Here is a 24455-nt window from a genome sequence, read left to right on the forward strand (position 1 = left end):
ACGGATGACGCGTTCCGGACTGACCATCGGCGTGCTCGGCTCGTACGGCGGGCGAAACCTGGGCGACGAGGCGATCCTCACCGGACTGCTGGCCGATCTGCGACAGCAGGAGCCGCACGCCCGGATCATCGTGTTCTCGCGGAACCCCGCGCACACCGCGGTCGCGCACCCGGACGTGGAGGCGGTGCCGTGGGAGGGAGTCAGCCGAACCGACTCCGCCCTCGTCCTGTCCCAGCTCGACCTGCTCATTCTGGGCGGCGGCGGCATCCTCTACGACAAGGAGGCACGCCGCTACCTGCGGGTCGTACGGGTGGCGCAGGAGCGGGGGCTGCCACTGCTGACGTACGCGGTCGGTGTCGGGCCGCTCAACGAGATGGTGGACACCGGCATGGTCCGGGAGACGTTGGCCGGCGCGGTCCAGGTGACCGTACGCGACCAGGAGTCGCGGATGGTGCTGGAGGAGGCGGGCCTGCTCAACCCGATCACCGTCACCGGTGATCCGGCGTTCCTGCTGGAACCCGAGGACTTTCCCGCCGAGTTCCTCCGTGAGGAGGGCGTGCCGTCCGGAAAACGGCTGGTGGGGATGAGCGTGCGGGAACCGGGCCGGGCGGCGGAGCGGCTCGACGTGGACGGATATCACCGGCTGTTGGCGCAGATCGGTGACTTCCTGGTGCACCGGATCGACGCGCACGTGCTGTTCGTCCCGATGGAGCGTGACGACATCCGGCACTCGCACGGGGTGCTGTCACACATGATCGCCGCCGATCGGGGGCGGATCCTGCACGGCACCTACTCACCGCAGCAGATCCTCGGTTTGATGCGTCACTTCGACCTGGCGGTCGGGATGCGCCTGCACTTCCTGATCTTCGCCGCGATGATGGGTACGCCGTTCCTGCCCCTGCCGTACGCCGGTAAGGTCTTCGACCTCGCGCAGCGGCTCGGGGTGCCCGCGTTGCGGGGCGTGGAGCGCGAGGTGGAGGGTCCGCTGCTGGCCGAGGTGGACCAGTTGTGGGATGAACGCGAGCAGCGGGCCGAGGTCACCGCCGAGCGGGTGGCCCGGGTGTGCGACGAGGCCCGGGGCACCTCCCAGGTGACCCGGGCGGTGCTGGAGAGCCTGCGGAACAAATCCCTGGTGGAGGTCGGTGCCTGAGCGGTGGCGGGGGCCGGGTTCAGACCGCCGGGCCCCGCCAGCAGTAGCGCCATTGCTGCGGGTCGGTTTCGACGGACTCCAACTCGTAGATCTCCGCTGCCGCCAGCCCTTCCGGGCCCAGGTGGTGATGGGTGAGCGGGGGTCGGCCGTTCGGGTCCAACTCGACGGTGACGCGCTCACCGTCGGCGGTGCCGCCCACCAGCGGGATCTCAACCGTGGATGCCATGCGCCCATCCTGCCCCGGCCGCCGGTCACCCGCAGGGCGAAGCGTGATGATTCCGTCAGTCGCGGGGGAGTAGCCCCGGCGGGTACTCCATGCCGTCGTGGGTGCAGGCCGCAGCGGCGACCCGGGTCCCGTACCCGGCCGCCTCCGCCCAGGTCGCGCCGCGTGACCGGGCCGCGATGATCCCCGCCGCGAAGGCGTCCCCGGCGCCGTTGGTGTCGATCACCGGGCCGGGCGGCACGGCCGCCGGAATCCGCTGCACGCCGCCGCCCAGATGCAGGTCGGCACCGTCCGCGCCCCGGGTCACCAGCACCGGGCGCGGTGCCAGGGTGTCGGCCACAACCGTCGCCCGATCGCCGAGCGCCGCGCCGCTGACCAGCACCAACTCGGCGATGTCGGCGAAGGGGCGGTGGTACGCGTTGCGCCCGTCCCAGTCGTGCAGATCGGTCGAGGTACCCACCCCCTCGCCGAGCACGTCACCGAGGGCGGGCAGCAGCTCCCGCACCCACCCCATGATCGACAGATGGACGTGGGTGGCGTCCCGGACCAGTTCCGCGATCCGGGCCGCCGCGAACGGTGGCGGACCGGCCGAGGGCCGAGGGTCGTACAGCGACATCCGCCGTCCGTCGGGGTCGACCAGGTTCACCGACCGTCGGGTGCCCGCCGGGTCGTCGGCCAGGACCGCCGGCACGCCGGTACGGGCCAGCGCGGCCCGCACGACGGCACCGGCCGGGTCCACGCCCACCGAGTCGACCACCGCCACCCGCAGCCCGAGCGCGTGCGCGGCGAGCACCACACCGGCTCCGGTGTTGCCGACCCGCAACTCGATCGGGTCGACGGTGACCGAGTCGACCACCGGCAGCGGCAGCCGGGGCACCCGCACCCGCACATCGACGCCGAGGCCACCGATCACCAGGAGGTCGCACATGGCACCGACGCTAGCCGGTCGGCGCCGCCTATCCTGGGTCACCGTCGGGTAGCGCGGGCCCGTCCGGTCCGAGGGGGAGTGCGTGCAGGTCGTCCAGGGGATGTGGCTGCCCGGCCGGGGGCTTGCGGTCTGGGCCGAGGACAGCACCCTGCCACCCCACGCTCCGCGCCGTCCTGGCCGGGCACCACGGGCCCGCCCACACCCGTTCGCCGCCGGACACGCCACGCTGGTCGCGCTGTTGGCCGACGCCGCCGAACCGGACGACCTCGGCACCGCGCTGCTGCGCCTGCCCACCCGGGCCGGTTCGCCGTTGGACTCGCCGGAGCTGGTCCGCACCGCCGTCGTGGCACCGGTCCGTGGCCCGGTCACCCTCGCCGGATGGCAGGTGCCGGTGCTGGCGTACGCCCCGGACGCCGCGCTGGCCGTGCTGCGTACCGTTGAGAAGCTGGCCGCCACACCCGGCGCGAGCCTGCGACACCTGGCCGAACTGGCCGACTTCGCCACCGACCTGGCCGCCCGTGGCCGGGTACTGCCCAGCCTCGCCGACCCGCCGACCGAGCCGGTTCCCGCCACCACGCGGACTGCGTCCGGCCAGCGCCGTGGTGGTCGTGCCACCCGGCGAGCCGACCCGACCGAGGCGTCGTCGGCCTGGGCGGTGTGGCGACCCCTGCTGACCGGCACAGACGCCGCCTGGGCCCGGTCGCTGGCGCTCGCCCTGCCCCCAGCCGCCCGCGCGGTCGTCGAGGTGGAACTGCCGACGATGCCAGCCGGGCGCCGACCGGGCACCCGTAGCCGTCGGACGGCGTCGACCGGTGAGCCTGCGGACGGTCCCGGCCGCCGGTCCACGACCCGGGCGTCGGGCCTGTCCGACGGGTCGGCCGAGGTGCCCGGGCTGCTGGTCGCCGACGCCCTCGACGCGCTGACCGATGCGGCGGTACGCGCCGCGCTGCCGCCGATGACGCTGGCCCGGGGTGCACGGCCGAACGGTGCCGTGTCGGCCTGGCTGGGCGCGTTGACCGGCCCATCTCGCGGGTTCACCGCCGAACCGGCGGCGCTGCGTACGCTCCGCGCCGAGCTGGACCAGTGGCAGCGCGACGCCGCCGGGGGCACCGTGCGGGCCAGCTTCCGGCTGGTCGAGCCGTCGGCCGAGGAGCTGTCGGAACCGGTGACGGTGGTACCGGCCGACCGGGACACGGTGGTGGCCACCGCCGACCGGTGGCGGGTCGAGTTCGGGCTGCGCGCCGACGACGAGCCGGGCCTGCACGTCGACGCCGGACAGGTGTGGCGCGGCGACGCCACCATCGCCGCCGGTGACCATCCGCAGGAGATCCTGCTGGCCGAACTCGGCCGGGCCAGCCGACTCTGGCCGGAGTTGGACGCGGCGCTGCGTACCGCCCGACCGGAGGGGCTGGAACTGGACACCGAGGGCGCGCACCGGTTCCTGCGGGAGGGCGCGCCCACGTTGCACGCGGCGGGTTTCACGGTGCTGTTGCCGTCGTGGTGGCAGCGGCCCGCGTCACGGCTCGGCGCCCGGCTGCGGGCACGTTCCCGCAGCGCACCCGGCGCGGTCACCGGCCCGGCTGACCGGGTGGGGCTGGATGCCCTGGTCGACTACCGCTGGGAACTGGCCCTCGGCGACGAACCGTTGACCGAGGAGGAGTTGACCCGGCTGGCCGAGCTGAAGACCCCGCTGGTGCGGCTGCGGGGGCGCTGGGTCGAACTGGACCCGAAACGGCTCGCCGCCGGTCTGCGCCTGCTGCGTTCCACCGGCGAGTTGACCGTGGCCGATTTGCTGCGCCTCGGCCTGTCCGACGCCGACCAACCGGACGCGTTGCCGGTGGTCGAGGTGAGCGCCGACGGCGCGCTCGGCGACCTGCTCGCCGGTGCCGTCGAGCGGCGGCTCGCCCCGCTGGACGAGCCGTCCTCCTTCCACGGCACGCTGCGGCCGTACCAGCGGCGGGGACTGGCCTGGCTGGCGTTCCTCCAGTCGCTGGGGCTCGGCGGGATCCTCGCCGACGACATGGGGCTGGGCAAGACGGTGCAACTGCTGGCCCTGCTGGCCGCCGACCCGCCGCAGGCCGGTCCGACCCTGCTGATCTGTCCGATGTCGCTGGTCGGCAACTGGCAGCGGGAGGCGGCCCGGTTCACGCCGGACAAACGCGTACACGTGCACCATGGCGCGCAGCGGGCCCGGGGCGACGAGTTCACCGCCGCCGTGCACGCCGCGGACCTGGTCCTCACCACGTATTCGGTGGCCGCCCGGGACGCGGCGGACCTGGCCGGCGTCGACTGGCACCGGGTGGTGGTGGACGAGGCGCAGGCCATCAAGAACGCCGCCACCCGGCAGGCTGCGGCGGTACGGGCACTGCCGGCGCGACACCGCATCGCGGTCACCGGTACGCCGGTGGAGAACCGGCTGGCGGACCTGTGGTCCATCATGCAGTTCGCCAACCCGGGGCTGCTCGGTCCGGCGGCGACGTTCCGCAAGCGGTTCGCCGAACCGATCGAGCGGCACGGGGACACCGAGACCGCCGAACGGCTTCGCCGGATCACCGGCCCGTTCGTGCTGCGCCGGCTCAAGACCGACTCGTCGATCATCTCGGACCTGCCGGAGAAACTGGAGATGGAGGTCGTCTGCAACCTCACCGCCGAGCAGGCGGCGCTCTACCGGGCGGTGGTCGACGACATGATGACCCGGATCGAGTCCAGCGACGGCATCGAGCGGCGGGGGCTGGTGCTGGCCACCATGACCCGGCTCAAGCAGGTCTGTAACCATCCCGCGCAGCTGCTGCGGGACGGTTCGCCGTTGGCGGGCCGCTCGGGCAAACTGGCCCGGCTGGAGGAGATCCTCGACGAGGTCCTCGCGGCGGGCGAGAAGGCGCTGCTGTTCACCCAGTACGCGGAGTTCGGCGGGATGCTGCGTGGGCACCTGTCGGCCCGGTTCGGCCGGGAGGTGCTGTTCCTGCACGGCGGGGTCGGCAAGGCCGACCGTGACGCGATGGTGGCCCGCTTCCAGTCCGACGGCGGACCGGCGCTGTTCGTCCTCTCGCTCAAGGCCGGCGGCACCGGGCTGACGCTGACCGCCGCCAACCACGTGGTGCACGTCGACCGGTGGTGGAACCCGGCGGTGGAGGACCAGGCCACCGACCGGGCGTTCCGGATCGGACAGCGCCGCCGGGTGCAGGTCCGCAAGTTCGTCTGCGCCGGCACGGTCGAGGAGAAGGTCGCCGCGCTGATCGCCGACAAGCGTGGCCTGGCCGCCTCCGTGGTGGGCACCGGCGAACAGTGGGTCACCGAGCTGTCCACCGCGCAGCTGCGCGAGTTGTTCGCCCTGGAGGCGGGAGCGGTGGTCGAGTGAGCGTCGACAGTGGCGGCAGGTTCGCCGACTACGGTCCACCGCGTCGGGTCGACGGCGGTCTGCGGGCCCGCAGCACCCGGGGCGCGATCGGGGTGTCCTGGTGGTCGCGTCGGTTCCTGGAGGTGCTGGAGTCCTTCGCGCTCGGCACCCGGCTGACCCGGGGCCGGTCGTACGCCCGTGCCGGTCAGGTGCTCCGCCTCGACGTCGCCGCGGGTGTGGTGACCGCGGTGGTGCAGGGATCCCGGCCGAAGCCGTACCAGGTCAGCGTCACCCTGCCACCCTTCCCGCCCGGGCTGTGGGCACGGATCGAGGAGCAGCTGGCCGCCCAGGCGTTCTTCAGCGCCCGGCTGCTCGCCGGTGACCTGCCGGCCGAGTTGGAGGAGCTGTTCGTCGCGGCCGAGGCGCCGCTGTTCCCGGCGGCGGTCACCGACCTGGACCAGCGGTGCTCGTGCCCGGATGTCGCGGTGCCGTGCAAACACCTCGCGGCGACCTTCTATCTGCTCGCCGAGGCGTTCGACGCGGACCCGTTCACACTGCTGCACTGGCGTGGTCGCAGCCGGACGGAACTGCTCGCCCGACTGCGACAGCTGCGCGCCGGGGCCGACCCGGCGACGACACCCCCGGACGGCGAGCCGACCGCCGGGGTCGACGTCCCGGCGGCGCGGGACGGGGCGGCGCTGCCGGAACGAACCGGTCGAGGTAGCCGCGTCCGGGCCACCGCCGACACCGGGCGGGACGCCGCCGACGGCTCACCCGGTGACCGCGAGGTGGACCTGCCCGCCGCCGGTGCCGCCCGGGCGTTGGCTGACCTGCCCGTGACGCCACTGGCCGAGACAATGGACCGGTTCTGGCTGCCGCCCGTGCCACTGCCGGACCGCCCGCCGAGCCTGACCGCCCGGCCGGACCTGTTGTTGCGACAACTCGGCGCGCCCGCGCCGGCCATCGGCGGCCCGGGACTCGTCGAACGTTTGCGCCACGCCTACCGCCAGCTCGGCGACGAAGCCGAGACGGCGTCAGGGTCACGTTCGATCCCGGATCGAGTGGCTTCCGACTCGCCACGAGGTCACTCGGCCCTGGACGGAACGCGACCCTGACGTCATAGCCAACGTTGGCGGAACCGCCACATCAGCGCCGCGTTGGTCACCAGCACCACCGCGAAGATCGCCCCGGCGATCCGGCCGGCGAGCACGGTGGTCGCCGGCAGCGCCGCCCAGAGTACGACGGTCAACAGCAGCAGCCAGCGGCCACGACGGCCCCGGGCCCGGTTGTCGAGCCGGGCGAAGAACGCTGGGTCGCTCTCCCGCAGGTTGCGGGTGATCTGTTCGAATCTGCGTTGATCCTCTTTGCTGAGCATGTGCCTTCCCCTCACGCGTTCAGCAACGGTGCGACGGAATACCCGCTGCGGAGAGGGCTCACGCGCTCTTGCTCTTCCTACTTTGCCGGATCGGCGGCCTCTTCCTACTTTGCGGACCGGCGGCGGAGGAGAGCGGTCGTCGACAGCTGAGCGACTGCTTATCCGAACCTTAAATCTTCGCCGGACGCGGCGAACCGGCGTGGCGGTGCCGCCGGGGTGCGAATGTCGCCGGTGAGCACACCTGAGCGACGAACGCCCTGCTTGTGACGTGCGTGCCCGATCCACCCGGTAGTCGCGCGCCTTGATGTGCGTGCCTTAAGCACGTCGGTTGGGGCGCTCGACCCGCCTTGTCGGTATGCCGATCGGTGATTACCTTCCCGGGGCAAACCCTCTTCAGGCATCAGTCGTCGCCCGGAGCAACGGTCACGTCCTGGGGCGACGCCCGACAGGAATCGGAAAACGGTGCATGGCCGATCAGCTCGACGAGTGCGGCGGCGGGACGTGACGACCCGCCCTCGCCCGTACGCCAGCCCTCGGTCGGACCGCCGCTCCGGACCGTGGTCGCGGCAGCCACCGGCCCCACCACCGGCCGTGCCGAGGCGCGGTGCCTTCGGGCGCCGGCTGCTGGTGGTGCTGTTCCTGGGCGGCCTCGTCGCGAGCGTCCTGCCGTGGTGGCGGGACACCCCGACCGGCTCGTTGACCGGTGCCACCGCGATGACCACCGCCGCCGGGCAGATCACCGGTCTGGTCGCCGGCTACCTGCTGCTGGTCCAGGTGCTGATGATGAGCCGCCTGCCGGTGTTGGAACGCTGGGCCGGAGGGGAGCGGATCGCCCGCTGGCACCGCGACGTCGCCGCCACCCTGCTGGTCGCGGTGCTCGCCCACGTGGCCCTGATCCTGGTCGGCTACGCCGGGTTGGAGGGTCGGTCGCCGTTCGGCCAGGCCGGGGTGATGCTGCGCGAGTACCAGGACATGGTTTCCGCGTTCGTCGCTGCCGGTCTGTTGGTCCTGGTGGGGCTGGTCAGCGTACGCGCGGTGCGGCGGGTGCTGCCGTACGAGCTGTGGCACGCCATCCACCTGGCCGCGTACGCCGTCCTGCTGCTCGGCTACGCCCACCAGTTCAGCAACGGCAGCCAGCTGTTCCGACCCGGCCCGGTACGCACCGGCTGGATCGCCCTGTACGTGTTGGTGGTCGCCGCGTGGTTGTGGGGTCGGGTGGTCGTGCCCCTGTGGTTCAACCTGCGGCACCGGCTGCGGGTCAGCGACGTGGTCGTCGAGGGCCCCGACGTCGTCTCGCTCTACCTGACCGGGGAACGCCTCGACCGGCTGGACCTGTTGGGTGGGCAGTTCTTCCGCTGGCGTTTCCTGACCCGGGGTTGCTGGTGGCAGTCGCACCCGTTCTCCGTCTCCGCCGCCGCCAACGACCGCTGGCTGCGGCTGACCGTCAAGGTGGTCGGTCGGCACACCCAGGATCTGCGCAACCTCGACCCCGGCGTACGGGTCTGGGCGATCGGCCCGTCGGGCACCTGCACGGCGGCCCACCGCACCCGGGAGCGGGCACTGCTGATCGCTGCGGGCAGCGGCATCACCCCGCTGCGGGCGATGCTGGAGGAACTACCTCCGGGTGCCGCCCTGATCTACCGGGCCCGTACCCCCGCCGACGTGCTGTTGCAGGAGGAACTGGACTGGCTGTCGCGCAATCGCGGCCTGCGGGTCTGGTACGTCTTCGGCTCCCGCGACGACCCCGGCCCCCGGCAGGTGACGACCCCCGACGGACTGCGTCAGCTGGTGCCCGACGTGGCCCGGCGCGACGTCTACCTGTGCGGGCCACCGGGCCTGGTCGAGCAGTACCGACAGGTGCTCCGCCAGGCCGGTGTGCGTCGCCGCCAGATCCACCTCGCCACCTTCGCACTCTGAGAGGGCACACCGCATGCGTCGCGCGTTCTTCGCGATCACCGGCCTGGCCGCCGGCACCACCGCGTTGGTGGTGTTGAAGGCGGCACCGGGGACCGGTCACCTCGACCAGGCGGTGCCCATCGCGGCGCCTTCCGCAGCCGACGAGCCGGCACCGACGACCAGCCCGGAGGCGACGCCGTCGAAGGCCCGCTCACCGAAGCCGACGCGCAGCGCCACCGGGGCGAGCCGGTCCGGCGCGGGTGCCGCCTCGAAGTCCCCGGCCGCCGCCCGCAGCGGCGCGGCCGACCCGCAACCCACCAGCACGATCCTCGGGCCGGTGGTGACGAACGAGTTCGGCGACGTGCAGGTGCGGATCAACCTGGTCGGTGACCGGATCGTCAACGCGGCGGCGCTGCGACTGCCACGCCGGACGGCACAGTCCGACCAGCGCAGCGACCAGGTCGACAGCCGGTACAGCGGGACGGTGGGGATGGTGGTGGAACGGCAGAGCGCCGACCTGGACACCGTTTCCGGCGCGACCGCGACCAGTGACGCCTACCGGCGGTCCTTGCAGGCCGCCATCGACCAGGCACGGTGAGTGTGGACACGTTGACCCGGCCCGGACTGCGTCGTGTCGAGCAGGTGATGGGTACGGCGGTCAGCCTCGACATCGCCGAGGACCGCCCCCCGTCGACGTTGTCCGCGTTGGCCGACGAGGTGTTCGCCTGGCTGCGGGAGGTCGACGCGCGGTTCAGCACCTACCTGCCGGACAGCGAGGTGTGCCGCTTCGACCGGGGCGAGCTGCTGCTCTCCGAGGCGTCGGCCGACCTGCGCCGGGTGCTGGAACGCTGCGCCGACCTGTGGGGCGACACCGACGGCTTCTTCGACGCGTACGCTACCGGTGGGCTGGACCCGTCCGGGTACGTCAAGGGCTGGGCGGTCCAGGTGGCCTCGGATCGGTTGCGGGCCGCGGGTGTCGCCAACCACTGCCTGAACGCCGGTGGTGACGTGCGGGTACGGGGCCGTTCGTCCACCGGGTCGCCGTGGCGGGTCGGTGTGCGGCACCCCTGGAACCCGTCGGCGGTCTGCCTGGTGCTCACCGGGACAGACCTGGCGATCGCCACGTCGGGCGTCTACGAGCGCGGCCCACACGTGCGGGATCCGCGTCGTGGAGCCCCGGCGCGGGGACTGCGGTCGGTGACCGTGGTCGGGCATGACCTCGGGCTGGCCGACGCGTACGCGACTGCGGCGGTGGCGATGGGGGTGGCCGGCATCGGCTGGTTGGACCGGCTGCCCGCGCACCGGCACGCGGTGGTCACCGACGACGGGCGGTGCCTGCACTCCGCCGACCTGCCGTTGGCCGACTGACGATGGCGTCCGATCCGGTGGGTAGTCCCGTGTCGGGGTGGTTCAGGGCCAGCGAGGCAGCCGGTAGGTGTTCGCCGGGCGGGATCCGGTCGGCCGGGGACGGCCGGGTCGGGAGCCCGGAGGACGGGTGGCCGCCCAGCGGTGACCGAGTCGGTGGCGTCGCGGCGGCTCTGCTCCGCCCGGGTGGTGTCTGGTGTCGTCGGTGGACATGGCCATCCCCGCTCCCGGCGCGGACGCGCCGTCGAAGGGTCCAACGAGCACCGGTGCTCCCGGGTCTCGCGCCCTGCCGCACCCACCGGTCGGGCACCCGGGGCGGCGGACCGGCTACTCGCTGGTCAGCGCCCCGGGACAGCGGAGCGGTCGGGCGTCGGTCAGCGGCCTCGCCGGGGCAGCGGCAGATGGCCGGGGACCAATGCCGACGTCAGTGTCACCCCGGTCGCCCGCAGCGCCTCGACCACCGTGTTCTGCACGAGATAGGCGTCCGGCAGTTGCCACCGGGCCTGCTCCGGTGCGACCGCCCAGCGGACCTGTCCCTCGGGCAGCCGGGTCGGTGGGGCCGGGATCCACGATCCGCGACCGTGCAGGACCACGTCGAAGCAGTGCTCCAGCTCGGGTCGCAACGGGTCACCGGGGCGGACCAGGAACATCCACCGCCCGGTCGGGGTGACCAGCACCGGTCCGCGTACCCCCGGACCGACCGGGTGGGCGCGCACCGCGTCCAGGACCATCCGGCCCAGGTGGGCGGGAATCTCCAGCACGTCGAAGGAACGGCCGGTGGGCAGCAGTACGCCGTGCGGCCGGGACCGCCACCAGGTGGCCACCCGGGCCGGGTCGACGCTGGCGGCGTGCTCCCAGTCCTCCAGGGCGGGATGACAGCCGACCGTCGGACAGCCGGCCCGGCCGCAGACGAAGCGGCTGCGGGCCAGGCAGGCGCCCGGGGTCACCGCCCAGCCGTGCAGGGCGTAGCGCACCGCGACCCGGCGCAGGCGTACCCGTTCCAACGGCGACAGACGCGCCACGTGCGGTGCCACATTCCCCCACATTGGTGCCAGCTCCTCCCGCCGCGCCCGACCGGCGTCAGCTCGTACGTCGAGACCCGTCACTGCCGTAGCCCGTCATCGTTTGCTTTGACAAAGTGGCCGATTGCAACTTGCACGAAAAGTACGAGGTTCGGCCAGACAGCTGACGCACTGCCTGTGCGACCAGCGGAAACCTGAAGTACAGACGGACCGCCGCGCCGACGCTACGGCCCCCGGCCCCCTGGCCAGGGCTCCAGCAAGGGGAGGACTGGGGAGATGGACGAACTGCCCATTGGACGGCGAGTGGCCTACTGGCGCGGCCGACGGAAGATGTCGCAGCAGGTCTTCGCCGACCGGTTGGGCAAGTCGAAGAGCTGGGTCGACAAGATCGAGCGGGGCGTACGGCGACTGGACAAGTTCTCCGTGCTCTACGAGATCGCCGACATCCTCCAGATGGATGTGCAGCTGCTGCTCGGCAAGGATCCGGAGCGGCGTACCGACGCGCTCAACTGCATCGACCAGTTCGAGGTCGAGGAGATCCGCGCCGCCCTGGAGCGCTACGACTCGATCAGCGCGTACTTCGACGCCGCACCGAGTCCACCACCGCTGTCCGACATGAGCAAGGCGGTCACCCACGCCTGGCTGACCTACCAGTACGGCCGCTACGGGATGCTCATCCGGGCGCTGCCGAAGCTGCTGCGCGACGCCCAGGCGGCCGATGCCGCGTACGGCGGCGACCAGGCCCAGCGCGCCGCCCACCTGCTCGGGCAGGTCTACCAGCTGGCCTCCTCGGTGCTGCGCAAACTGGGCGAGTGCGAACTCGCCTGGCTCGCCGCCGACCGGTCCATCGCCGTCGCGCAACGCGCCGACGACCAGTTGCTCGCCGGTGTCGCCACCACCCGGGTCTGCAACGCCCTGGTGGCGATGGGGCGGCCCCGGCCGGCGATGGAGCTGAACGTGCGGATCGCCAACCAGCTCGCCCCGGGCAGCGTCAACGACAGCCGTCCCGAGCGCCTCTCCGTCTACGGGATGCTGCTGCTCCAGGGCGCGATGGCCGCCTCCCGCATCGGTGACACCGCCACCGTGCACGATCTGCTGGACGAGGCCGAGGCGGCGGCTGGCGCACTCGGCGGCGACCAGAACCACTACTGGACGTCGTTCGGACCGACCAATGTGTCGTTGCACCGGGCGGCGGCCGCCGTCGAACTGGGCGACGGCGGGCGGGCCGTCGAGGTGCACCACCAGAAGATCGAAACCGCGCCGTTCGACGCGATGCTGCCCGAACGCCGGGCGCACCACCTGCTCGACCTGGCCCGGGGCTACGCGCAGATCGGTGACGTGGCCAACGCCGGCGAGATGCTGCTGCGCGGTGATCGTCTGGCGCCGTCGGAGATCCGCTGCCGTCCGATCGCCCACGAGGTGATGTCGGACGTCCTACGTCGCACACGTGGTGCGCCGCCTTCTCCGATCGCGGAGTTGGCTGAGCACATGGGAGTAGGAGTATGACCTCGGAGCCGGCATGACCGGTTCGCATCGCCACGACGGGCACCACGAGGTGCTCTACATCATCGCCTGTGGTTCGCCACTGGCCCGAGACGTGGGCCGGCTCGTCGAGCTGGCCCAACAGGACGGCTGGGACGTCTGCGTGATCACCACGCCCGACGGCGCCAAGTTCGTCGACCGCACCGCACTGGCCCGCCAGACCGGTCACCCGGTACGCACGCACTACAAGAACCCCGGCGACCCCGATGTGCTGCCCACCGCCGATGCCATGATCGTGTGCCCGGCCACGGTCAACACCGTCAACAAGTGGGTGGCCGGTATCGCCGACACCCTCGCCCTGGGGTTGCTGGTGGAGGCGCAGGGCCGAGGAATACCACTGGTGGCCGTGCCGTACACCAACGCGGCGATGGCCGCCCACCCCGCCTTCCGGGCGAGCCTCACCCGGCTCTCCGAATGGGGAGTGGGGGTGCTCTTCGGTGACGACGTCTACCCGCTGCACCCCCCGGGAACCGGGGAGCGGCACCAGCACGCCTTCCCGTGGGCGCTGCCCCTGACCGCGGTGCGTGACCGCCTCTGCCGGACCGGCTGAGCGGCGGTCCCAGCGCCGACGACCACCGGTCCGGCCCTGGCCCCGCCCGATAACGCAGTTCCCGACCCACCGAATAACCCACGACCCGGCCACGGGCACCCGCCCGTGGCCGGGTCCGCCGTGTCGACCCCGGTGCGTACGCGCCGAACCGAGGGCACCGGCTGACCGGGTGACGTCCGGTACACCCGCTGACGCCGGTAAGCTCACCGGCCGTGAGCACAACCGCAGCCGTGCCGACCGTCGCCGACGTGGTGGCCGAGGTGGCGCGGCACTACCCACCGGCCTGGGCCGAGGAGTGGGACCGGGTGGGCCTGGTGCTCGGTGAGCCGTCCGCCCCCGTACGCCGGATCCTCTGCGTGGTGGACGTGGTGCCCGAGACGGTCGCGGAGGCGCTCGACGCGGGCGTCGACATGATCATCGCCCATCACCCGCTGCTGCTGCGCGGCGTGTCGTCGGTCGCGCCGACGACCTACAAGGGCCGCATCGTCCACCAACTGATCAAGGCCGATGTCGCCCTGTACGTCGCGCACACCAACGCCGACGTGGCCGTGCCAGGGGTGTCCGACGCCCTCGCCGCCCGATTCGGCCTGCTCGACCTACGCCCGCTGCAACCGGCCCGCCCCGGCACCCCCGCCGCCGGGCAGGGACGCGGTGCCGGCCGGATCGGCCGACTGCCGCAGCCACTCACCCTCGCCGAGCTGACCCGCCGCGCCGCCGCCGTGCTACCGGCCACCGCCGCCGGAGTACGCGCCGCAGGCGACCCGGACCGGATGGTGCGTACCCTGGCAGTCTGCGGTGGCGCCGGAGACGGATTCCTGGCCGACGCGACCGCGGCCGGGGTGGACGCCTACCTCACCGCGGACCTGCGCCACCATCCGGCCGGCGAACACCTCGCCAACGGGGGACCGGCGCTGCTCGACGCCACCCACTGGGCCACCGAACGGCCGTGGCTGGACGACCTCGCGGCACTGTTGTCAGCCGCGCCCGGCGTCGAGACCCTGGTGTCCGACCTGGACACCGATCCGTGGACCGTGCACGCCGCCGCACCGCAACCCGACGAACCCGCGCCGGTCGAACCCGCAGCGGACGACAAGGAGCCCGACCGTGAAGGCTGACCCCCAGGTCCAGCGCCGCCTGCTCGATCTCCAGGCGATCGACACCGCCCTCGCCCAGCTCGCCCACCGGCGTCGGACGCTGCCCGAGCTGGCCGAGTTGGAGGCCCTCGCCCGGGAACTGTCCGCCCTGGAAGACGAGCGGGTCCGCGCCCAGGTGGCGGTCGACGACCTGGACCGGGACATCGCCCGGCTGGAGAAGGACGTCGAGCAGGTCCGCGCCCGCAAGACCAGGAACGAGGACCGGCTGGCCGCCGGCAGCGGCCCGGCCCGCGAACTGGAAGCGCTACAACACGAACTGGCCTCCCTCAACCGGCGGCAGAGCGACCTCGAGGACGCCGAACTGGAGCTGATGGAACAGCGGGAAACCGCCCAGTCGGTGCTGGACGGGGTGGAACAGCGCCTCACCGAGGTGCGGGAACGGCGCGCCACCACCGAGCAGCGGCGCGACGACAGCCTCGCCGAGATCGCCCGCGAGGAGGAGTTCAAACGCTCCGCCCGGCAACCCCTCGTCAACGACCTGCCCGGCGACCTGGTGCAGCTCTACGAGCGGATCCGCACCGACACCGGGCTCGGCGCGGCACTGCTGACCGCTGGCCGCTGCGGTGGATGCCGGTTGGAACTCTCCGGCGCCGACCTGGCCCGGATCCGCAAAGCCGACCCCGACGACGTCGTCCGCTGCGAGGAATGTCGCCGGATCATGGTCCGCACCAACGAGTCCGGGCTGTAGCCGGTGGCGACGCGTACGGTCCTCGTCGAGGCCGACGGTGGCTCCCGGGGCAACCCCGGGCCAGCCGGGTACGGCGCGGTGCTCCGCGACCCGTCAACCGGCGAGGTGCTGGCCGAGCGGAGCGAGGCGATCGGCACCGCCACCAACAACGTCGCCGAGTACCGGGGACTGATCGCCGGTCTGGCCGCCGCCGCCGAACTCGGCGCCGACGAGGTCGAGGTCCGGATGGACTCCAAACTGGTCGTCGAGCAGATGAGCGGCCGATGGCAGATCAAGCACCCCGGACTGCGCCCACTCGCCGCCGAGGCCGCCCAACTGGTCGGCAGGTTCGCCGCCGTACGCTTCAACTGGATCCCCCGCGACCGCAACACCCACGCCGACGCCCTCGCCAACGCCGCCATGGACGCCGCAGCCGCGTCGAGCGTCACCACGCCCACCGTCGAACCGCCCCGCATGGTCGAGCCGCCCCGCCACCTCGGCGGCCCACAACCGGCTGGCGGCGGTGCCGCCGAGATCGCCGCCCGGGCCGAGTCACCCGGCGCGGACCTGACCAGCGCGCCGGTCTCCTGGGAACCGCGACCCAGCTTCACCGCCACCCGGCTCATCCTGGTCCGGCACGGCGAGACCGAATACACCGAGCAGGGCCGCTACTCCGGTCGCGGTGACATCCCCCTCAGCGACAAGGGCCAGGCCCAGGTGCGAGCCACCGCCGCGCGGGTGGCCGCGCTCGCCCCGGACACCGCGGCCGTGGTCAGCTCACCGCTGACCCGCTGCACGGCGACCGCCGAGGCGATCGCCGCCGCCATCGGCGGTGTGCCGGTACGCCGCGACGACGAACTCATCGAATGCGACTTCGGCGTCTGGGAGGGACGCACCTTCGCCGAGGTACGCGAAAACTGGGCAGGTGAACTCGACGCCTGGCTCGCCTCCACCCGGATCGCCCCACCGGACGGCGAGTCCTTCCAGGCGGTCGCCGAACGGTGCGCCCGGGTGGTCCGGCGACTGCTCGACGCGTACCCCGGTCAGACCGTCGTGGTGGTCTCGCACGTCTCGCCGATCAAGCTGATGCTGCGCGACGCGCTCGCCGCCCCCGACGCCTTCCTGCACCGCCTCTACCTCGACGCGGCGGGCGTCTCGGTGCTGGACCGCTGGCCCGACGGCGGCGTCGCCGTGCGTTCGGTCAACGAGACCGCCCACCTCGCCGCACTCTGACCGGCACGGTCAGGTGAGGGCGCGCCAGAGCAGGTAGAAACCGATGACGGTGCCGAAGCTGACGATGATCGCCTTCAGCACCGCCGAGGGGAGCCGGCGGACCACGCGGGCACCGACATACCCGCCGACCAGCGTGGCCGGGGCGACCACCGCGACACCGGCCCAGTTCACCGGGCCGGCGAGGGTGAAGACGACCACCGTGGTCAGACCGATCACGGCGGAGAGCAGGTTCTTGATCGCACTCACCCGGGCCAGCGTCGCGTCCAGCACCAGCGCCAGACCCGCGACCAGCATCACCCCGACAGCGGCACCGAAATAGCCGCCGTACACGGCCGCCAGCGCCACCACCACCTGCACCGTCACGGCCCGGCGGCGCGGCGTCAGATCACGTGGGTGGCCGACCAGGCGGCGCAGCGGATCCTGGAACGCCAGCAGCGCCGTCGCCCCCAACACCAGGAACGGTACGACCAACTCGAACGCCCGAGCGGGAGTGACCAGCAGCAGCCCGGCACCGGCCAACGCGCCGACCATCGTGGTGGGCACCAGCGCGGCCAGCAGCCGCGAGCGGGGCAGATCCACCCGACTGCCCGCCACGGCGGCCAGATACCCGGGAGCGACCGACAACGAGTTGGTGACGTTCGCCGGCACCGGAGGCAACCCGATCGCGAGCAACGCCGGAAACGTGATCAGCGAACCACCACCGGCCACCGCGTTGACCGTACCCGCGGCGAGGCCGGCGGCGAGCAGTAACGCCGCATCGGCGAAATCCATGATCCGCAGGCTAGCCGTCCGGAGCGCGGCCCGTTGCCCGCCCCCTGGCCGACCTATTCCCGACCGGTCCACCAGCCAGTTCAGCCACGATGTCGAGGTGCCCGAGGTGCCGGGCATACTCCTGCACCAGGTGGAACAACACCCGCTCCAACGACGCCGGATCGGCACCGTCCCACCGTGGCCCCGGCGCACCGACCGTGGCCAGGTCGGTGCCCTCGACAACCGCCCGGGTGTGCGCGCCCTGAGCGCGCAGCGCCGTGGTCAACTCCGCGAGACTCTCCTCCGGCGCGACGTACCACCGGCCGTCACGCCAGTCGCCCCACGGATCCGCGACGGTACGCCCCTGAAACCCCCACTCGATCCAGCGAAGCTCCACGTGACGCAGGTGCTTGAGCAACTCCAGCGGAGACCACCCGGACGGCAGCCGGCTACCCTGCTGATCCGACTCGGCCAACCCGGCCACCTTCGCCAGAATGCTCTCCCGAAAATAATCGAGGTAGCGCAGAAACACCTCAGCCCGCCCGTCGGCGGACGCTGTCGGCTCAGGAAACGGCGGCATCGTCACCCCGCCAGTATCCGCACCCCGTCTCCCTGTGCGGCGGCCCCCGTCTCGGCCCCTCGGCCCGGCTGAGGCAGCAACTTCAGGGTTGTTGCGGTGTCGCGGTCCGCCGGAGGCAGCAACTTCAGGGTTATTGCTGCCTCCTTCTACCGGCGAGCCGCCGTCCTGGTCCGTGCAGCGGCATAGGCGGCGATGCGGTGTCGTTAGGATGGGTACGCGACGGACGAGTCGACCGGGCGGTCGCGTCGGCGGGCTGCGGCCCGTCGCCGAGGAACGTCCGGACTCCACAGGGCAGGGTGGTTGCTAACGGCAACCCGGGGTGACCCGCGGGACAGTGCCACAGAAAACAGACCGCCGACCCCATCGGGGACGGTAAGGGTGAAACGGTGGGGTAAGAGCCCACCAGCATCCCGGGTGACCGGGATGGCTCGGTAAACCCCACCCGGAGCAAGGCCAAGAAAGAGTTGTCACCGCTAGATGACAACTCGCGCAGACGCTTGAGGGTTGCCCGCCCGATGTCTGCGGGTAGGCCGCAGGAGCCTGTCGGCAACGGCAGGCCGAGATGGATGGCCGCCGCCGGCGCGCACCTGAGGTGCACGCCGCGCACAGAATCCGGCGTACAGGTCGACTCGTCCGTCGCCCACCAGCTCAGAGCCGTGATCAAGGCTCTGAGCTGGCGCTTAAAATGGGCAGCTATGGTCATTTCGGTCAACTTTAGCCGCGTTTGATTCCCTGATGCCCCTGCGTTCAGCGCAGGTAGGACCGTTCATCGATGCTCCGGTGTGGTTCGGTCAGGAAGACGTCGACAGGCACGGGGCCGTGGGCGATGTTCAGCGTGTCCAGGCGATAGAACCAGTTTCCGGTGCAGTGATCGGTGAAGCGGTAGTTGATCCGCCAGCGGAGCCACTGGCCCTGGGCGAGGCGTACGGCTGGCGGGCGGCGATGTCGGCGGGGCATGCCCCACGCCGTCGGGATCAGCTCGACGCGGATCTGGTCCTGGGTGTGGCGGAGCTGGACTGCATCGCGGGAAGGTGTGCCGTTGTGCACGGAGATGATTGGTTGGAAGCCGTCGTGTTCGCGCATCGTGACTTCGTGGGTGAAGGGCGCACGGTGCTGCGGCAGCGCGAATGCTGTGGGCAGGGCGTTGCGGCGGGCAGCGTCGTTGCCTGCGCGTGACTGCTTGGTCCAGAGGACGCGAACCCACTGAGCGACGATGTCCACCCGGTGGACGCTCCAGACTTCCTGATTACCTGGCAATCCGATGCTGCCCCCGAAGGTGCGGCATCACGAGGCTATGGACAGCCTGGTCGATCCTGCGGCTGGCGTCCAGGGCTGCGGGCGTGACGACGACTTCGGCTCTTGTCCCGACCGTCGGGCGGTGCCAGCATCTCCGGATGACCTTGCTTAGGCTGATCGAGACGACTTCAGGGAAGTATTCGTTGCTGCTGGAGGCGGGTACCACGCCGGTTGAGGACCTGATTAGAGAGCTTGGTCATGAGCCCAACGGGTATTTCTGGGAAGGCGTCGCGCAGCTTCTCGTGAGCACCGAGGCCCAGGCGCTCGAAGGTCGGTTCGCCTATGACCCCGAAGCTGGCATGTTCTGCGCGTACGGAACCGACCGGAGCGCGCTGGAGGATCTGGCCGCCCGGATGAGCGTGGTCGCGACCGACGGCGAACGCTTGCGGCGGCTGGTCTCGGGGGCCAACGCGAGCGGGTTTGAGTTCGACGACTGACGGCCAGCTCAGCCGCCGGCTAGCGGAACTCGTGGACGACCTCGATCTCACCGACGATGTGGGTGTTGAACTCGTCCAGTTCCTCGGCGGGTACCCACAGCTCGAGGATGGTGTCGCCGCCGACCTGGCGGACGGGGTAGTGGCTGAGGAAGTCCGTCTCGACGTGGAAGCGGGTCACGTATCCGACGCCGGAGGCGGGCACGTTCCAGTCCCGGGCGATTTTGATCGCGTAGTCCTCGTTGAGCACCGGGTAGAAGATCGGCTGGTCGGGTAGGCGCGGTGGCCACGCGCGCCACCCCGAGGCGCGGACAAGCTCAAGCTCCTTCGGCCCGGTCGGGCGCCACAACACCGTCGTACCCACGCCGTCGCTCATCTCGACCCCGCTCTCCCGTCGACGGTGAGCCCGGACATTAGCGATCCCTCCGCAACCGTCACCACCGCATTCCGGAGGGCCTCAGATCGGCGTGTCGGAAAGGTCGGCGAGGACGCGTCGCTGGAAGGCGCGGGCTGCCGCCCCGATGGGCGGAACACCGCCGTCGCGGGCGGCGATCGACTGTTCGACCAGCTCGACGGTGCCGGGGTCGACCAGTGGTCCGGCTTCGTTCACCAGCCGCCGGCCGGCGGCCACCTTGGGCAGCCACACCCCGGTGCGCAGGCGTACCCAGGAGCGGCAGGCACCGAGCACCGCGTCGTCGGCACCGGGTGCGGGCACCTCGCCGTCGGGTGCCGGCCGCGCCAACCACCAGCGCAGCGCTTCCAGGATGAGCCGGTGCAGGTCGTCGGGGGCCAGGTCGGCGAAGGCGTCCGCGGCGGGCGGGCCGAGCAGGGCCTGGCCGCTCTGGTGCAGGATGCTGCGGTCCAGGCCGTACCAGAACAGACCGTCCGCGAGCGGGCGCTGCGCCGGGCCGTACGACGCTCGGAAGTCCATCCGCGCGCCGGTGTTCAGCTCGACCTCGAAGCCTGGGTCGGGGGTGCCGGAACGGGCCACCTCCCGCCGGTACACGACCAACTCCAGGCCCCGTGCCGGGCAGGGCAGCGCCTCGTGCCGCAGCCCGGCCACCAACTCCGAGGCGACGCGGTGGTCCAGCGGGTCGGCGTAGACCAGCGCCACGTCCACGTCGCTGCGTCCGGGCTGGTACGCGGACAGACCCACCGAGCCCGCCGCGTACGCCCCGCACAGGTCGTCACCGAGCACCTCGCCGGCGACCGTGACCAGTTCGGTCAGGTACTGCCGCAGTGGTTCAGGCGTACTCCAGCTCACCGGGCTCGCCCCACACCGTTCCGGCGGGCAGGAAGAACGTCGCGGACTCCCCGCCGAGGGCGTGCCGGATGACCAGCCGGGCGTGCTCGTCGAGGTCGGGCAGCCGTCCCGGCGGGAACCACCGTACGTCCAGCGACTCGTCGTCGTTGACGTGCGCCTCGCCACCCAGCAGGCGGCAGTGGAAACCGAGGTTGAGGTACTCGCAACGGTCGCCGTTCGGGTATGTGTGCGGGTGCGACACGGCGCTGCTGAGCCGCAGCGGTTCGACGACCAGGCCGGTCTCCTCCAGCACCTCACGGACGACTGCCGTGGCTGGTTGTTCGCCTGGCTCGACGCAGCCACTCACCACCGACCAGCGGCGGTCGTCGGCCCGCTGGACGAGCAGTAGCTCACCCGAGTCGTTGCGGACGATCGCACTTACGCTGGGTAGCCAGAGAAGGTCATGGCCGACGTGCTTGCGCATCCGCAGGATGTAGTCCGGTACGCCCATTCGGTGACCCTAGCCAATCCGGTGAGGCGCTTTCGCACCCGGGCCGGTCGCGTCGATTTTCGCAGTTCAGGCCCGCAGACCTGGAAGCACGTCTACTGTGGAAGGGCCTGGTGACTTGCGGTGTTCCGGTGGCGGTCGGTCGTTTCCGGGTGCACAGTGATGCCATGAGCGACAGCGGACGTGGACGTTACTACTGGTGTACGCGACACCATCGGGTCGAGACCGGTGCCGACGTGTGCCCTGCGCGGCACGTTCTCGGACCGTACGGCTCGGCCGCCGATGCGGAGAACGCCCTGCAACAGGTGCGGGAACGCAACGAGGCGTGGGAGGCCGAGGACGCCCGCTGGACCGGGGAGGACAGGTAGACGGCGCGGGATGCCTCTCGCGCCGAGGCTTTGCGTGCGCCGCGAGTGCGGCAGCACGTCCCCATGAAGGGAACCGAGATGGCCGAAGCGCAACAGGCCACCCGCCCGGTCGCGAAGCGTACGCCCGCGAGGAAGACCGCCGCGACGGAACGCACCGCGGGCATCGCGCGTACCCCGTCCACGCGCCGCGCGCCCGGCACCGCGCCGGCTACCCGTAAGGCGACCGGCGGCACCGGGCGGACCTCGTCGGCGAAGAGCACCGCCGCCGCGTCCGGGTCCAAGGCCGTGTTGGCGCGGAAGACCGCTGCGGCCAGGAAGGCCGCGCCCGCGAAGAAGACGGTGTCGGCGAAGACCGCGCCGACGAAGGCGCCCGCCCCGGGGATCACCTCGGCACCGACACGCCCGAGGATCGCCGCGAAGCGGACCGCCGCGAAGGCCGCGTCCGGGCGGGGTACGGCGGCGAAGGCCCCCGCCAAGAAGGCGGCCCCCGCGAAGAAGGCGACGGCGAAGAAGACGGCCCCCGCCAAGAAGGCCGTGGCGAAGAAGACGGCCCCCGCGAAGAAGACGACGGCGAAGAAGACGGCCCCCGCCAAGAAGGCCGTGGCGAAGAAGACGGCCCCCGCGAAGAAGACGACGGTGAAGAAGACCGTCTCCGCGAAGAAGACGGCAACGCCCGCGAAGAAGGCGGCACCGGCGAAGAAGACGACGGCGGCGGCGAGGAAGGCCGCTCCGGCCCGTAAGACGGCTCCGGCGAAGAAGGCCACGGGTACCCGGAGCACCTCGGCGGCGCGTACCGCCCCCGCGCGGACCGCGACCTCGGCGGCGAAGAAGGCGGCGGCGCGCAAGACGGTGGCGAAGAAGTCACCCGCGAAGACGGTGGCGGCCCGGAAGGCCCCGGCCCGGAAGAGCACGACGGCGTCGACCCGCACGTCGGCGGCGAAGAAGGCCACCGCAACAAAGACTGCGGCGCGGACGGCCTCCGCGACCAAGACTGCGGCGCGGACGGCCTCCGCGACCAAGGCGACGGCGAAGAAGGCCCCGGCGACCAAGGCGGCGGCGCGGAAGGCCCCGGCGACGAAGACCGCCGCGAAGAAGGCCCCGGCGACCAAGACCGCCACCAAGAAGGCCGCGGCGAAGAAGGCACCCGCGACGAAGACGGCGGCGCGTAAGACGACGGCGAAGAAGGCGCCCGCCAGGAGCGCCGGGCGGGGCGGCAGCACGCGGTAGACGCCCGCCGACCCGGCGTACGCCGACCACCCGTCACTCGGAGGAGGGCGCGGGGTGCCCGGCACTGTCAGGATTGGCCCATGGTCATCCGACGTGTCGTGGCACCGCGCATCGACTTCGGGGCGCTGCGCCGAGAACTGGGGCTGCCCGAGCTCTACCCGGCGGCGGCGCAGCGGGAGGCCGACGAGGCCGCCGCCACCCCACCCCGCCCCGCTCTCGACCACACCGACATCCCGCTGGTCACGGTGGACCCGCCCGGCTCGCGGGACCTGGACCAGGCGATGCATCTCAGCCGCCGATCCGGCGGCGGCTACCGGGTGCGGTACGCGATAGCCGACGTCGCCGCCCACGTACGTCCCGGCGGTGCCCTGGAGGACGAGACCTGGCGTCGCGGGCAGACGATCTACCTCCCCGACGGCAACCTGCCGTTGCACCCGCACTCGCTCGGCGAGGGCGCGGCGAGCCTGCTGCCCGACGTGGACCGGGCTGCCGTGCTGTGGACCATCGACCTCGACGCCGACGGTGGCACCAGCGCGGTGGTGGTGCAGCGCGCCCTGGTCCGCAGCCGGGCCCAACTGGCCTACCCGCAGGTGCAGGCGGACGCCGACGCGGGTCGGCTACCCGAGCCGATCGCCCTGCTGCCCGAGATCGGTGAGTTGCTCACCGCCCGAGGGCTGCGTCGGGGAGCGATCAACCTGCCCATCCCCGAGCAGGACGTGGAAGCCGACGGCGACGGTTGGCGGCTCGTGTTGCGGGCACCGGTGCCGATGGAGGAGCACAACGCGCAGATCTCCCTGCTCACCGGGATGGCCGCCGCCGACCTGATGCTGGCCGGCGGGATCGGCCTGCTGCGGACCATGCCCGCGCCGAAGCCCGAGGCGGTGCAGCGGCTACGGGCCGCCGCCGCCCCGCTGGGCGTGCACTGGCCCGACGACGTGGGCGTCGGCGAACTGCTGCTCCGGCTCGACCCGGCGCAGCCCCGGTCCGCCGCGTTCATCGACCAGGCGGCCGAGCTGATGCGGTCGGCCGCGTACACCCCGTTCGACGGCGAGTCGCCGGAGCAGCCGACACACGGCGGGGTCGCGGCCGCGTACGCCCATGTCACGGCGCCGCTGCGACGACTGGCCGACCGGTACGCCACGGAGGTCTGCCTGGCCCTGCACGACGGCCGTGAGGTGCCCGACTGGGCCCGCGCGGCGCTGCCTCGGCTGCCCGCGGTGATGGCGGCCACCGACCGCACCGCGTCCGCTGCGGTCCGGGGCGCGATCGACCTGACCGAGGCGGTGCTGCTGGCCGACCGGGTGGGGGAGACCTTCGACGCGGCGGTGCTCGACGTCGACGCGCCGACGAACGGCAAGGCCCGTCCGGGCCGTCCGCCCGGCGGCACGGTGGCCCTGGACGACCCGCCGGTACGCGCCCGCTGCCTCGGTGAACTGCCCCTCGGCACCCGGGTCCGGGTACGCCTGGTCGCCGCCGACCCCGCCACCCGCTCCGTCACCTTCGAACGAGCCTGACCCCACCCCCACCCCACGTTACCTTTTTGATCGTCCCCAGCCGGGGACGGCTCGGTCGCCCGGCTCGGTATGACTGACTGCCCCTGTCGTTTG

General features: G+C 72.2%; 25 protein-coding genes and 1 other RNA gene. 16 read left to right on the forward strand and 10 right to left on the reverse strand.

The genetic code is table 11. The features are described from left to right. Nucleotides 1-4 precede the first annotated feature (4 nt). Complete coding sequence (locus tag ACLQ2S_RS15925; protein ID WP_425701943.1) at nucleotides 5-1150, forward strand: polysaccharide pyruvyl transferase family protein; 1146 nt, start codon at nucleotides 5-7, stop codon at nucleotides 1148-1150. 19 nt (nucleotides 1151-1169) lie between these two features. On the opposite strand, the gene ACLQ2S_RS15930 is transcribed toward ACLQ2S_RS15925, so the two are convergent. Both ACLQ2S_RS15930 and ACLQ2S_RS15935 read right to left on the reverse strand, forming a co-directional pair. Continuing rightward, entirely contained in the window at nucleotides 1170-1376 is a 207-nt protein-coding gene (locus tag ACLQ2S_RS15930; protein WP_425701944.1) for a hypothetical protein, read from the reverse strand. Between the two features lie 55 nt (nucleotides 1377-1431). Then, on the reverse strand, nucleotides 1432-2301 hold the full coding sequence (locus tag ACLQ2S_RS15935) for a carbohydrate kinase family protein (RefSeq protein ID WP_155220457.1): 870 nt from the start codon (nucleotides 2299-2301) through the stop codon (nucleotides 1432-1434). An 82-nt stretch (nucleotides 2302-2383) separates the two neighbouring features. Here ACLQ2S_RS15935 and ACLQ2S_RS15940 point away from each other — a divergent pair, with 82 nt between their 5' ends. Then, a complete protein-coding gene (locus ACLQ2S_RS15940) occupies nucleotides 2384-5659 on the forward strand; it encodes an SNF2-related protein (RefSeq protein WP_425701945.1) in 3276 nt (1091 codons plus the stop codon). Then, nucleotides 5656-6753, forward strand: coding sequence for an SWIM zinc finger family protein (locus ACLQ2S_RS15945; RefSeq protein WP_425701946.1), 1098 nt, complete (start codon nucleotides 5656-5658; stop codon nucleotides 6751-6753). The genes ACLQ2S_RS15940 and ACLQ2S_RS15945 overlap by 4 nt, the downstream gene beginning before the upstream one ends. Before the next feature lie 2 nt (nucleotides 6754-6755). Here ACLQ2S_RS15945 and ACLQ2S_RS15950 read toward each other — a convergent pair whose 3' ends face one another. Next, on the reverse strand, nucleotides 6756-7013 hold the full coding sequence (locus ACLQ2S_RS15950) for a DUF3040 domain-containing protein (RefSeq protein WP_155220455.1): 258 nt from the start codon (nucleotides 7011-7013) through the stop codon (nucleotides 6756-6758). A gap of 591 nt (nucleotides 7014-7604) precedes the next feature. Between ACLQ2S_RS15950 and ACLQ2S_RS15955 the strand changes: the two genes are divergently transcribed. From ACLQ2S_RS15955 to ACLQ2S_RS15965, 3 genes are read left to right on the forward strand one after another with little or no spacing between them, the layout of a single operon-like run. Next, nucleotides 7605-8930 carry a ferredoxin reductase family protein gene (locus tag ACLQ2S_RS15955; protein ID WP_425701947.1) on the forward strand — a complete coding sequence of 442 codons (1326 nt, stop codon included), beginning with the start codon at nucleotides 7605-7607 and terminating at the stop codon, nucleotides 8928-8930. 13 nt (nucleotides 8931-8943) lie between these two features. Then, nucleotides 8944-9507, forward strand: coding sequence for an FMN-binding protein (locus ACLQ2S_RS15960; RefSeq protein ID WP_155220453.1), 564 nt, complete (start codon nucleotides 8944-8946; stop codon nucleotides 9505-9507). 47 nt (nucleotides 9508-9554) lie between these two features. Then, nucleotides 9555-10277: an FAD:protein FMN transferase gene (locus ACLQ2S_RS15965; protein ID WP_155220607.1), complete on the forward strand. Its 723-nt coding sequence runs from the start codon at nucleotides 9555-9557 to the stop codon at nucleotides 10275-10277. Nucleotides 10278-10648: 371 nt separating this feature from the next. On the opposite strand, the gene ACLQ2S_RS15970 is transcribed toward ACLQ2S_RS15965, so the two are convergent. Continuing rightward, entirely contained in the window at nucleotides 10649-11320 is a 672-nt protein-coding gene (locus ACLQ2S_RS15970; protein ID WP_155220451.1) for a bifunctional DNA primase/polymerase, read from the reverse strand. A 252-nt stretch (nucleotides 11321-11572) separates the two neighbouring features. Between ACLQ2S_RS15970 and ACLQ2S_RS15975 the strand changes: the two genes are divergently transcribed. From ACLQ2S_RS15975 to ACLQ2S_RS15995, 5 genes are all read left to right on the forward strand, one after another. Further along, nucleotides 11573-12802 carry a helix-turn-helix domain-containing protein gene (locus ACLQ2S_RS15975; protein ID WP_425701948.1) on the forward strand — a complete coding sequence of 410 codons (1230 nt, stop codon included), beginning with the start codon at nucleotides 11573-11575 and terminating at the stop codon, nucleotides 12800-12802. A gap of 13 nt (nucleotides 12803-12815) precedes the next feature. After that, nucleotides 12816-13388, forward strand: a complete 573-nt coding sequence (locus ACLQ2S_RS15980; RefSeq protein ID WP_155220446.1) for a flavoprotein — start codon at nucleotides 12816-12818, stop codon at nucleotides 13386-13388. Nucleotides 13389-13600: 212 nt separating this feature from the next. Then, on the forward strand, nucleotides 13601-14503 hold the full coding sequence (locus ACLQ2S_RS15985; RefSeq protein ID WP_425701949.1) for a Nif3-like dinuclear metal center hexameric protein: 903 nt from the start codon (nucleotides 13601-13603) through the stop codon (nucleotides 14501-14503). Next, nucleotides 14493-15230, forward strand: coding sequence for a zinc ribbon domain-containing protein (locus tag ACLQ2S_RS15990; protein WP_309223586.1), 738 nt, complete (start codon nucleotides 14493-14495; stop codon nucleotides 15228-15230). Before ACLQ2S_RS15985 ends, ACLQ2S_RS15990 begins: the two co-directional genes overlap by 11 nt. A 3-nt stretch (nucleotides 15231-15233) precedes the next feature. Next, nucleotides 15234-16442, forward strand: coding sequence for a bifunctional RNase H/acid phosphatase (locus ACLQ2S_RS15995; protein WP_309223585.1), 1209 nt, complete (start codon nucleotides 15234-15236; stop codon nucleotides 16440-16442). Nucleotides 16443-16451: 9 nt separating this feature from the next. On the opposite strand, the gene ACLQ2S_RS16000 is transcribed toward ACLQ2S_RS15995, so the two are convergent. Further along, complete coding sequence (locus tag ACLQ2S_RS16000) at nucleotides 16452-17213, reverse strand: sulfite exporter TauE/SafE family protein (RefSeq protein WP_155220442.1); 762 nt, start codon at nucleotides 17211-17213, stop codon at nucleotides 16452-16454. A gap of 10 nt (nucleotides 17214-17223) precedes the next feature. Further along, nucleotides 17224-17772, reverse strand: a complete 549-nt coding sequence (locus tag ACLQ2S_RS16005; protein ID WP_155220603.1) for a DUF664 domain-containing protein — start codon at nucleotides 17770-17772, stop codon at nucleotides 17224-17226. Nucleotides 17773-17996: 224 nt separating this feature from the next. On the opposite strand from ACLQ2S_RS16005, the gene rnpB reads away from it, so the two are divergent. Continuing rightward, an RNA gene (gene rnpB / locus ACLQ2S_RS16010) (RNase P RNA component class A) lies at nucleotides 17997-18408 on the forward strand. A 111-nt stretch (nucleotides 18409-18519) separates the two neighbouring features. Here rnpB and ACLQ2S_RS16015 read toward each other — a convergent pair. After that, the gene (locus ACLQ2S_RS16015; protein WP_230462924.1) at nucleotides 18520-18993 is read right to left on the reverse strand and encodes a hypothetical protein; all 474 of its coding nucleotides are present in this window, start codon (nucleotides 18991-18993) and stop codon (nucleotides 18520-18522) included. A gap of 173 nt (nucleotides 18994-19166) precedes the next feature. Between ACLQ2S_RS16015 and ACLQ2S_RS16020 the strand changes: the two genes are divergently transcribed. Further along, entirely contained in the window at nucleotides 19167-19505 is a 339-nt protein-coding gene (locus tag ACLQ2S_RS16020) for an Imm51 family immunity protein (RefSeq protein WP_425701950.1), read from the forward strand. A gap of 19 nt (nucleotides 19506-19524) precedes the next feature. Here ACLQ2S_RS16020 and ACLQ2S_RS16025 read toward each other — a convergent pair whose 3' ends face one another. From ACLQ2S_RS16025 to ACLQ2S_RS16035, 3 genes are all read right to left on the reverse strand, one after another. Continuing rightward, nucleotides 19525-19878, reverse strand: a complete 354-nt coding sequence (locus tag ACLQ2S_RS16025) for a hypothetical protein (protein WP_155221917.1) — start codon at nucleotides 19876-19878, stop codon at nucleotides 19525-19527. An 81-nt stretch (nucleotides 19879-19959) separates the two neighbouring features. After that, complete coding sequence (locus ACLQ2S_RS16030) at nucleotides 19960-20766, reverse strand: nucleotidyltransferase domain-containing protein (RefSeq protein WP_425701951.1); 807 nt, start codon at nucleotides 20764-20766, stop codon at nucleotides 19960-19962. Continuing rightward, nucleotides 20747-21256 carry an NUDIX hydrolase gene (locus ACLQ2S_RS16035; protein ID WP_155221916.1) on the reverse strand — a complete coding sequence of 170 codons (510 nt, stop codon included), beginning with the start codon at nucleotides 21254-21256 and terminating at the stop codon, nucleotides 20747-20749. The genes ACLQ2S_RS16030 and ACLQ2S_RS16035 overlap by 20 nt, the downstream gene beginning before the upstream one ends. A 164-nt stretch (nucleotides 21257-21420) precedes the next feature. Here ACLQ2S_RS16035 and ACLQ2S_RS16040 point away from each other — a divergent pair, with 164 nt between their 5' ends. The 3 genes from ACLQ2S_RS16040 (at nucleotide 21421) to ACLQ2S_RS16050 (ending at nucleotide 24362) form a co-directional block, all read left to right on the forward strand. After that, entirely contained in the window at nucleotides 21421-21621 is a 201-nt protein-coding gene (locus ACLQ2S_RS16040; protein WP_155221915.1) for a hypothetical protein, read from the forward strand. A gap of 78 nt (nucleotides 21622-21699) precedes the next feature. Continuing rightward, on the forward strand, nucleotides 21700-22848 hold the full coding sequence (locus ACLQ2S_RS16045) for a histone H1-like repetitive region-containing protein (protein ID WP_425701952.1): 1149 nt from the start codon (nucleotides 21700-21702) through the stop codon (nucleotides 22846-22848). Nucleotides 22849-22928: 80 nt separating this feature from the next. After that, nucleotides 22929-24362, forward strand: coding sequence for an RNB domain-containing ribonuclease (locus ACLQ2S_RS16050; RefSeq protein ID WP_425701953.1), 1434 nt, complete (start codon nucleotides 22929-22931; stop codon nucleotides 24360-24362). Nucleotides 24363-24455 lie beyond the last annotated feature (93 nt).

This window comes from Micromonospora sp. DT48 (assembly GCF_049844495.1).
GTDB lineage: Bacteria > Actinomycetota > Actinomycetes > Mycobacteriales > Micromonosporaceae > Micromonospora.

What these genes read in the sequence shown, in the direction of transcription:
- ACLQ2S_RS16045 (WP_425701952.1), top strand. Translation starts at nt 21,700, where the DNA reads ATGGCCGAAGCGCAACAGGCCACCCGCCCGGTCGCGAAGCGTACGCCC.
- ACLQ2S_RS16000 (WP_155220442.1), bottom strand. Translation starts at nt 17,213, where the DNA reads ATGGATTTCGCCGATGCGGCGTTACTGCTCGCCGCCGGCCTCGCCGCG.
- ACLQ2S_RS15980 (WP_155220446.1), top strand. Translation starts at nt 12,816, where the DNA reads ATGACCGGTTCGCATCGCCACGACGGGCACCACGAGGTGCTCTACATC.
- ACLQ2S_RS15960 (WP_155220453.1), top strand. Translation starts at nt 8,944, where the DNA reads ATGCGTCGCGCGTTCTTCGCGATCACCGGCCTGGCCGCCGGCACCACC.
- ACLQ2S_RS16020 (WP_425701950.1), top strand. Translation starts at nt 19,167, where the DNA reads ATGACCTTGCTTAGGCTGATCGAGACGACTTCAGGGAAGTATTCGTTG.
- ACLQ2S_RS15965 (WP_155220607.1), top strand. Translation starts at nt 9,555, where the DNA reads ATGGGTACGGCGGTCAGCCTCGACATCGCCGAGGACCGCCCCCCGTCG.
- ACLQ2S_RS15930 (WP_425701944.1), bottom strand. Translation starts at nt 1,376, where the DNA reads ATGGCATCCACGGTTGAGATCCCGCTGGTGGGCGGCACCGCCGACGGT.
- ACLQ2S_RS15950 (WP_155220455.1), bottom strand. Translation starts at nt 7,013, where the DNA reads ATGCTCAGCAAAGAGGATCAACGCAGATTCGAACAGATCACCCGCAAC.
- ACLQ2S_RS16025 (WP_155221917.1), bottom strand. Translation starts at nt 19,878, where the DNA reads ATGAGCGACGGCGTGGGTACGACGGTGTTGTGGCGCCCGACCGGGCCG.
- ACLQ2S_RS16035 (WP_155221916.1), bottom strand. Translation starts at nt 21,256, where the DNA reads ATGGGCGTACCGGACTACATCCTGCGGATGCGCAAGCACGTCGGCCAT.
- ACLQ2S_RS15975 (WP_425701948.1), top strand. Translation starts at nt 11,573, where the DNA reads ATGGACGAACTGCCCATTGGACGGCGAGTGGCCTACTGGCGCGGCCGA.
- ACLQ2S_RS16040 (WP_155221915.1), top strand. Translation starts at nt 21,421, where the DNA reads ATGAGCGACAGCGGACGTGGACGTTACTACTGGTGTACGCGACACCAT.
- ACLQ2S_RS15970 (WP_155220451.1), bottom strand. Translation starts at nt 11,320, where the DNA reads ATGTGGGGGAATGTGGCACCGCACGTGGCGCGTCTGTCGCCGTTGGAA.
- ACLQ2S_RS15925 (WP_425701943.1), top strand. Translation starts at nt 5, where the DNA reads ATGACGCGTTCCGGACTGACCATCGGCGTGCTCGGCTCGTACGGCGGG.
- ACLQ2S_RS16050 (WP_425701953.1), top strand. Translation starts at nt 22,929, where the DNA reads ATGGTCATCCGACGTGTCGTGGCACCGCGCATCGACTTCGGGGCGCTG.
- ACLQ2S_RS15935 (WP_155220457.1), bottom strand. Translation starts at nt 2,301, where the DNA reads ATGTGCGACCTCCTGGTGATCGGTGGCCTCGGCGTCGATGTGCGGGTG.
- ACLQ2S_RS16005 (WP_155220603.1), bottom strand. Translation starts at nt 17,772, where the DNA reads ATGCCGCCGTTTCCTGAGCCGACAGCGTCCGCCGACGGGCGGGCTGAG.